6 protein-coding genes are annotated in these 7,661 nt (G+C 54.8%); 1 reads left to right on the top strand and 5 read right to left on the bottom strand.

From position 1 onward, the window contains the following. Positions 1–42: 42 nt before the first annotated feature. The 3 genes from HIJ39_RS20435 to HIJ39_RS20425 form a co-directional block, all read right to left on the bottom strand. Positions 43–627, bottom strand: coding sequence for an extracellular solute-binding protein (locus HIJ39_RS20435; protein ID WP_207711821.1), 585 nt, complete (start codon positions 625–627; stop codon positions 43–45). 80 nt (positions 628–707) lie between these two features. Continuing rightward, positions 708–2,018, bottom strand: coding sequence for a Gfo/Idh/MocA family oxidoreductase (locus HIJ39_RS20430; RefSeq protein ID WP_207711820.1), 1,311 nt, complete (start codon positions 2,016–2,018; stop codon positions 708–710). Between the two features lie 118 nt (positions 2,019–2,136). Continuing rightward, positions 2,137–3,102, bottom strand: coding sequence for a LacI family DNA-binding transcriptional regulator (locus tag HIJ39_RS20425; RefSeq protein WP_169102885.1), 966 nt, complete (start codon positions 3,100–3,102; stop codon positions 2,137–2,139). Between the two features lie 503 nt (positions 3,103–3,605). On the opposite strand from HIJ39_RS20425, the gene HIJ39_RS20420 reads away from it, so the two are divergent. Continuing rightward, a complete protein-coding gene (locus HIJ39_RS20420) occupies positions 3,606–4,937 on the top strand; it encodes a tagaturonate reductase (protein ID WP_169102884.1) in 1,332 nt (443 codons plus the stop codon). A gap of 431 nt (positions 4,938–5,368) precedes the next feature. Here the strand turns inward: HIJ39_RS20420 and HIJ39_RS20415 are convergent, their stop codons facing one another. Together HIJ39_RS20415 and HIJ39_RS20410 are read right to left on the bottom strand one after the other, a co-directional pair. Further along, entirely contained in the window at positions 5,369–5,560 is a 192-nt protein-coding gene (locus HIJ39_RS20415) for a hypothetical protein (RefSeq protein WP_169102883.1), read from the bottom strand. Positions 5,561–5,916: 356 nt separating this feature from the next. Next, the gene (locus HIJ39_RS20410; RefSeq protein ID WP_420824586.1) at positions 5,917–7,332 is read right to left on the bottom strand and encodes an ABC transporter substrate-binding protein; all 1,416 of its coding nucleotides are present in this window, start codon (positions 7,330–7,332) and stop codon (positions 5,917–5,919) included. Positions 7,333–7,661: the final 329 nt, after the last annotated feature.

Below are 7,661 nucleotides of genomic sequence, written 5' to 3'. Positions count from 1 at the left end.
GATGGATGGTACCTCTATTCAACCAAACACGGACAGGAATCGCTAACCGCAAATTCCACGAAATTCGGGACTATCTCTCTTGTTGACAAGCGAGGCAAATTGGGACCAGGTAAGACGCTGATTGCCCGTATAGCCCACCTGGGCAAACTTGGAGGGATTGTAAATCACGGCATCGGCGTTTAGGGCATTGGGAATGCCGTACAGCCCCCCATGAACATCGCCCGCCGCCACGACCGAGGGACTAATGTTCGAAAGACTAATATCCTTAGCCCCCTTCAAATTCAGCAATGCGCCCTCTGCCGCAAACTGATTGATGTAGTTGTAATCCATCTGCATCACGTCTGGTCCTGCGCCGCCCGCCATCTCGGTGGTCAACTTCTGGAAGTAGGTGTTGAATGGTCCGCCAAATTCCTCATTGACGTGAATATAGGGATATTTCTTTTCAAATAGCTTGATCGCGTTCTCCGTTACCCGCTCTTGGGTGGTTCCGCCCCACCAGCCAAACGTGATAGTGACGTTTTTGTGGGATCCCGCAGCAGAGGTCGTTTGGGTAGTGGACCCACAGCCCGCTGCAATCCCGGCGACCGCAAACAGCGCTGCGACACTGAGCGCCCGAGTCTTGTTCACGATTTTTCCTCCTCGTCCTGGTTATTCCCGACTATTGCGACACTTTGAGCCTAGACCGCGGGCGATTTGGCCCCGTTGTGCTAGTCCTTCAAAAGATCGTCAATTCGAATGAATTGACCGGTTCGAATGGATTCGTTGGCGGCGACGCCAATCAAAACTGACATGGCCCCCGCGCGACTTCCCGCCGCGTGGCCTAACGGATCGTCATTGACCCCGCGAAACAGGTCATCCCGCAAACGTCGGTCGCCGCCCCCATGCCCCTCTCCCACATGAGGAACGGTCCAGCGCTCAACCCCGCCGAACAAGGGGTAAAAGCGAATGTCCAACTCGTCAAGCGGTTTGGGCTGTTCCGGCAAGCTCAAGCGCCAGTCGGCAGGCTGTCGGATGCCTTTGTCAGATCGCCGCTTAAAGCTGTGCTGATCTTTCTCAGTGATGTACCATTCTGGCTCGAACGCTTCCAACCGACCCTTTGAGCCATTAAAGGCCACCTGCCATCCTTCAAATGACGTGGCCGCAGTGAGCCCATAAGTTAATTGCACGTGTCCGGGATACCGCACAATCACCGACATGGTGTCCTCAATGTCAATGTCGGGAGAGAACACGCAACCGTCACGATAGTAGCCGTCATAATGCTCGTTGAGACGATAGAGACTGCGCAGCTTGTCATCCGCATCCAAATCCAGATAGAAGGCGCATTCATCGGATACCGAACAAGCCGAACAACGTTCTCCGTGATTGGGCATGCGCTCAGGGACGTAATATTTGCGCGCACCCATGGCTGCAACTTCGACGGGTTCCAAATCAAGCCACCAATTAATGAGGTCAAAATGGTGGGTGGCTTTGTGAACCAACAGCCCCCCAGAATTTTCCTTGTGCGCGTGCCATCGGCGAAAATAATCGGCTCCATGAACCGTGTCCAAAAACCAACGGAATTCGACCGAATGCAGTTCGCCCAAAACCCCCGACTTAATGATCCGCTTGATTTCTGTCTTGTAGGGAGCATAGCGGTAATTGAAGGTCACCCGCACCGAATGGCCTGTTCGCTGTTCCGCGCTCAAGATGGCGCGACAGGATTCGGCCGTTGTTGTCATGGGCTTTTCTGTGATGACATCCTTGCCTCTTTCCAGTGCCCTCACGATGTAATCCCGATGCGTTGCATCTTTCGTTGTCACAATAACAACGTCGCAGGGTACCGAATCCAGCATTTCATCAAAGTCGGTAAACCCTGCGACCTCATCCCCCAACACCTGTTGCCCGTACTGCACGCGGCCGGGATTGATGTCCATAATGCCGGTCAGCCTGGCCACATCAGCGTAGGTCTTCTGGAGATCCTGGGCAAACATTGACAAGCCCCGTGATCCCACGCCAACCAGACAATAGTGTTTCACCATTTCGTCGCCCTTTCCGTAAGGCTAACAACGTTGTTATTCGTAATTATAGTATTTATCGGGCAATTGTAAATACCATTTGCCGGAAATTTTTCTTTTGTGGATTGGGAGGATGAAATGATTAGCGCGGCACGGGCCCCGTGGATGTCCGAACCCGCAGCACGGGCTCAATCCAGGTCTCTTCTGCCACAGTTTGCCTCTGAACGAGTTGCAACACCGTGCGGGCCGCCATCCGGGCCATGTCATCCAAAGGCGGGCCGATCGTTGTCAAAGGCACCTCGGCATGCTCCATATCAAATAGATCGTCATATCCTATCAGGGACAAGCGCTCAGGGACTTGTACGCCGTCTTCCAAAAGCGCCCGCAAAGCGCCGCGGGTTACAAGATTGTTCACCCCAAGAAAGGCTGTGGGCGAATCAGAGGACCACCGATAATTTTTCACGGCCCGATATCCATCCTCCCAGGTGGTCGACCCGGGTAAAACAAATCCAGCGCGGAACGGCAAGCCGGCTTCCTTCAAACTTTCCTTAAAGGCCTGGGTTTTGATTTCTTGGGAATTGCCGACGAGCCCAATTCTTTGATGGCCCAGACTCTTTAAGTATTGCACCGCGGAAAGAATGCCCCGTTTTCGGTCAATCCTCAGACACGGAAAAGGAACCGGCGAATTATTGCCTAAAACAAACACTGGGACGCTGGATTCGGAAAAACGGGAGAGGAGTTGAGCATCCTCTTCCAAGTCGCCCCAATATACCAAAGCCCCAACTCTCAAATCTTCCAAAATATCGATGCTGGCCCCTGCCCATGTCAAAATCGTATAGTACTGCTCTTTGGCCAAGGCCGCATGGAGTTCATTGGCCAAATAGCCGAATACCGGATTATTGACGGTCTTAAACACCAGACCAATAAGCCGGCTTCGCCCTGAAACCAAATTTGACGCTAACAAATTGCGCCGATAGTTATGGGCTCGAGCGATCGCGAAAATGCGCTGCTTGGTATCTTCCTTGACCAACGGACTATCATTAAGTGCTTTAGATACCGTGCTGTAGCTGACTCCGGCTAATTTGGCAATATCTTTGATGGTTGTCATTGAATCACCTCCATTGATATTATGATGCGCTTCGCCCCGTCCCTAAACAAGACATCCTTAAAAAAGCCACCGAAACGCGTGACGATTCGAACCTCCCCAACCTTTTCGGCGAATCCACCCGCCTACGCCACGGTTAACACCCTATATACCCCCGCAATTTTGTCAATTATACTGAAGTGAGTTGCGGAGCCGTCGTGCCTTGGGGCCAAGTCTAATAGGAACCCTCAATTTCACCATCACCCGTGAGGAGCCCGTCTTCACCCAACCTGAATGCTTTTAGCCACGGTTGCTCCAAAGGACGAATCGGGTCAGGAACCATAGATGGCATCCGCCGAATACAGCCACATTGGACCGTGGAATTTCAGCATGTCGGACCACGTCTCCACGTCCCGCCTGTTCAGCCGAGTACAAGTGAACTGTCAAAGGGACCTGTCTTTTTATTAGGGTACACATATCATATCTGAACTGGTCTGGTTGTTGTTCCTCAGGGGGGTGCAAATGAAATGAACCGTGAGAGTGCGGGCCGGGGTGTCGAGCGCGTCCTGCAAATCGGCGATGGACGTTTCCTCCGTGGATTCGTCGACTGGATGCTGCAGCAGCTGCATAGCCGCAATCTCTATGATGGGCGTGTAGTCGTCGCAGTCCCTCGCCCCGCGATGCCGGGGAAGCTGGACCGTTGGCATGCCCACGGATACAAGTATCACGTCAATATCCGGGGCATCGATCAAGGCCAACTCATCGACGCCAGAGACACCGTAAACGTCATCAGCCGGATATTCGATCCTCACGCAGAGTATCGACAATTTCTTGACCTTGCAACGAGCCCCGACGTGGACGTGGTGGTTTCCAACACCACGGAATCCGGCATCACTTTTAATCCTGAACCTTTCCCGACCAACGTCTGTCCCCGGACATTTCCCGCTAAACTTACCGCTTATCTCTGGGCCCGTTTTGAGACCTTCGACGGTGATCCCAGCCGAGGTATGGATATCGTTCCCTGTGAGTTGGTGGAGCAAAACGGGCGGTTGATACAAGCGCTGGTTCTGCGCCACGCCGAGTCGTGGAACCTCCCGGCTGAATTTACTGAATGGGTCAAGACCTCCAACCGCTTCTACAACACCTTGGTCGATAGTATTGTCACTTCGGACCCGGAAGGCAGCGGCCTCGATATCATGCGGGAGCCATATTACCGGCTAGTCATCCAGGGACCGGACAATCTCGCACGGAAGTGGCGCTTTCAAGACGCAGGCCTCCACGTGGATTGGGTACCTGACATCGATCCCTATCGAACCGTGAAGGTTCGAGTCTTAAACGGAGCCCACACCGCCATGGCGGCTCTCGGCCTCCTATTAGGCCTTGACACCGTGAAGGAGGTGATGGCCGATGAGGCTTTACAACAACACATTGATCAACTGTTGACGCACGAGGTGCGCCCCACCTTGATTCAGGAAGGCATTCCTGACCACGAGCTTGACCAGTTCATTTACGATACGCTGGAGCGATTCCAAAATCCGTATCTCGAGCACCAGTTAAAAGACATTCAGCTCAATGCCATGGACAAGATGCGCCATCGCCTGCTCCCGACATTGACGGGGTATCACCGAATGACGGGTACACTTCCCAACCGCCTCATCGTCTCGTGGGCGGCACAACTCTTATGGCATGCTAAAAGAGCGTCCGATTCCCGTCATTCCGAAGTCGGCCATACGATTTTGAAGGACACCGCGCTTTGGGGTGAGGATCTAACGGACATTCCCGGACTTCTTGACGCGATAGACGATACCCTTCAGCGCATGGAATCACTCGGAATAAAGCGGGTGTTGGCAGAATCTTAACGGGGGAGTGAACAAAGATCCGGGTACAGACTCACTGTTGGACGATGGAACAATGCCTCTGCCACCTTGCTTCTCCTGCGTCGGACTGTGGAGGTGCCAGTGCCCGCGCCAATCACGACTTGTCCGATCACCGTGGTTCCATTCTGGGCATACACCGGAATGATCCGGCGGATACTAGGAGGTCATCGCGATGGCTTGGTCGGGACTTTCCAGTGGCGGCCCATTAAGCTGACTCGCGTGGGCGCACCCCGTTTTGCCCTTGATTGCCCCTATCAGAACCAGGACCGGCGCGTCGCGATCCGTCCCTGCCTGGATTGGGTGGGCCGAGATCCGGATGGTCCGTCTGATCGCGCGTGTTGGTGAGGTCGATGGAATCCGTCGGCACCACCCAGCGGAGGCGGCCGGACCCCGACCGCTTTGGGAAGACAAAGTTACGTTGACAACTTCCGACGGGTCGACGTCTTCTTTGGCGCATCACCGGTTTGAGCCACGCCGATGTCGACCGTCACCACAAGTCCTTTACTGGGATAACCTTCAACGAGTTCGGCCAACCCCCTGAAAAGATCGGCCGCCTCAGCGCGGGTCATTCCTTTTTCCTGAATCGGAAACAGCGGACGAGACATAGAACACCACCAGTCTTTTTCCAATGGCCAGTGTGGCAGGAAGTGCGCAAGAATGCAACCAATGGCCTATCGCCTCACGCGGCCGAGCAGGCCAAACATGTCATGGGGCCTCACGTAGTGGCAGTCCGATCGCCTGAGACCGCAACGCAGGTGGGCCCAGCAGAAACGCCGGGCCCCCGAGAGTTTTTCTCAAAATCACGCACTTCTTGGCTGCCGGGTCAACTCGAACGCTTGTACCCCAACCCCTCTCCCGATTCTTAATCGAGAGTCATTTCCCGTAACCTGGGGTCCATGTTCCACGATGGCAGACTTTGAAGCTGAAGTCGGCGTGGACTCCTTGCTCTCTGGTTCCATCGCTATCGCGACACCCACATCCGATTGAACGCAGGATTTCCAGTGGCGGGATTCGCGTACCGGCGACCTCCGTGCAATGTCTCTGCCGTTACGTTGATAGATGCGGGATCCGGCATCCAGAGCATGGGCAATTCTTTGGCGGTGTAGGCTTCATAGCGGTCGAAGACTTGCATCGTCTGCTGGGTCGTCGCATAGGGTTGATGCGTGGCCGCGATAAGGTGGTCCTCGTGTTGATTGGAGAATCCATGGCCCGTGGGCGCTCCAGTTTGAAATAGCTGCCCGCCGGTGGGATACCAGCCGGGACCGTTATAGTACCAACCGGATCCCACAGCCATCTGCCAGGCGCTAGATGTCTTGTCGTGGGTTTCCGTGAGGTAGCTGTTAAAGTTGACTCCCTTCAACGATACCCTCACCCCCATCTTGGCCCAGTCGGCCTGCATCAATTGGGCTTCCTCGGCCACCGCCTGCGATCCGCTGACATAAATCATGCGGAAGGTAAGCGTTTGACCTGCACGATTGGTCATGACACCGTTATGCTCATGCCACCCATGGCTTTCCAAAAGTTTTTTGGCATCCGAGATGCTGTACGGGATCGGCGGTTCGGCCTTTGCGTCATAGAACACCGTTTTAGGTGCCGACGGAATGGGTCCGTACTGGGGGAGGGCATAACCGTGATGGATGTCTTGAATGAGCGCAGACTGGTCGATACCCATCTCGAGCGCCTCGCGGATGTACAGGTTATCGAAAAGGGCCGCATCGGTCGTCCCCGGATACATGTTCAGCGCCGTCCAGAATACCGACAGCGCATGACCGGCAAATACCTTGTCGCCCTGTTGGGTGAGCTGGCTGGCCGCCCCCAGTTGGGTGGGGTCAAGGTAGCCGAGGTCGACAGTCCCCGTCTTCAAGGCGGAAAATTCAGCGCTGCTCGAGCTCTCGTAGGCGAACACCAGGCGGTTGACGAGCGAGCGATGCCCCGCATAATGCGGGTTCGGCACCAGAACCCAGGTTTGGTTGGGAGACGCGCTTTTAAGCTCATAGGGTCCATCGCTGGCCAATTCTGCTGTCTTCGGATTGGTGGCAATGGAGCCCAGATACTGAATTTCTCGGGCCCAGTTGCTTCCGTATTTATCCAGTTGTTTGGCCGGCATGGGGGTTAGCTGAATCAGGCCGTTGTAAATGAACCATTGTTGGTTGGCCGGATTCCTTAGCGTGAAAGTCACTTCGTGGGCGTTGTTCTCAACCACGCTCCGGATTCCGGACGGAATGTCGCCCGTACCGCCGCCGACGAAGGGCCACGGAGCAGGTGCACTGGCGGCCGAGGCAGCCTGAACAACGTGCCAGGTAAAAAGTAAGTCTTGGGCCGTCACGGGTTGTCCATTCGACCAGCGCCATTTGCTACCCAGATAGACGTGATACACCGTTCCGGCCTTGTTGTAGCGATTTTGGAGGAAATTGAGGAACTGGGCACAATTTGGTACAAGTTATTGAGATAAATGAGGGGCTTGTAAATTTGGTCAAGGAGCCAAAAGTTATCTACCGAATCTGCCCCTGCGTTGACGACGGGAAGATACCAGTCGATATTGGTTTGCGGAGAGAGGGCGACCGTCAGAGTGCCTCCCCGGTGGAGGCCGGAGTGGGCGGCCGTTTTCGACGCGGGCGTCCCACAGCCTGCTAGGAGCCTTTTCATTTAATCCGAACCCGCACGGCGCGCGGGTTTGACGCATTGGACGCTGCGATTTTCCTACAC

Source organism: Sulfobacillus harzensis (assembly GCF_012933365.1).
GTDB classification, from domain to species: Bacteria; Bacillota; Sulfobacillia; order Sulfobacillales; family Sulfobacillaceae; genus Sulfobacillus_B; species Sulfobacillus_B harzensis.
Note: the sequence above shows the minus strand (reverse complement) of the source record. Positions and strands in the feature narration are given on the sequence as shown.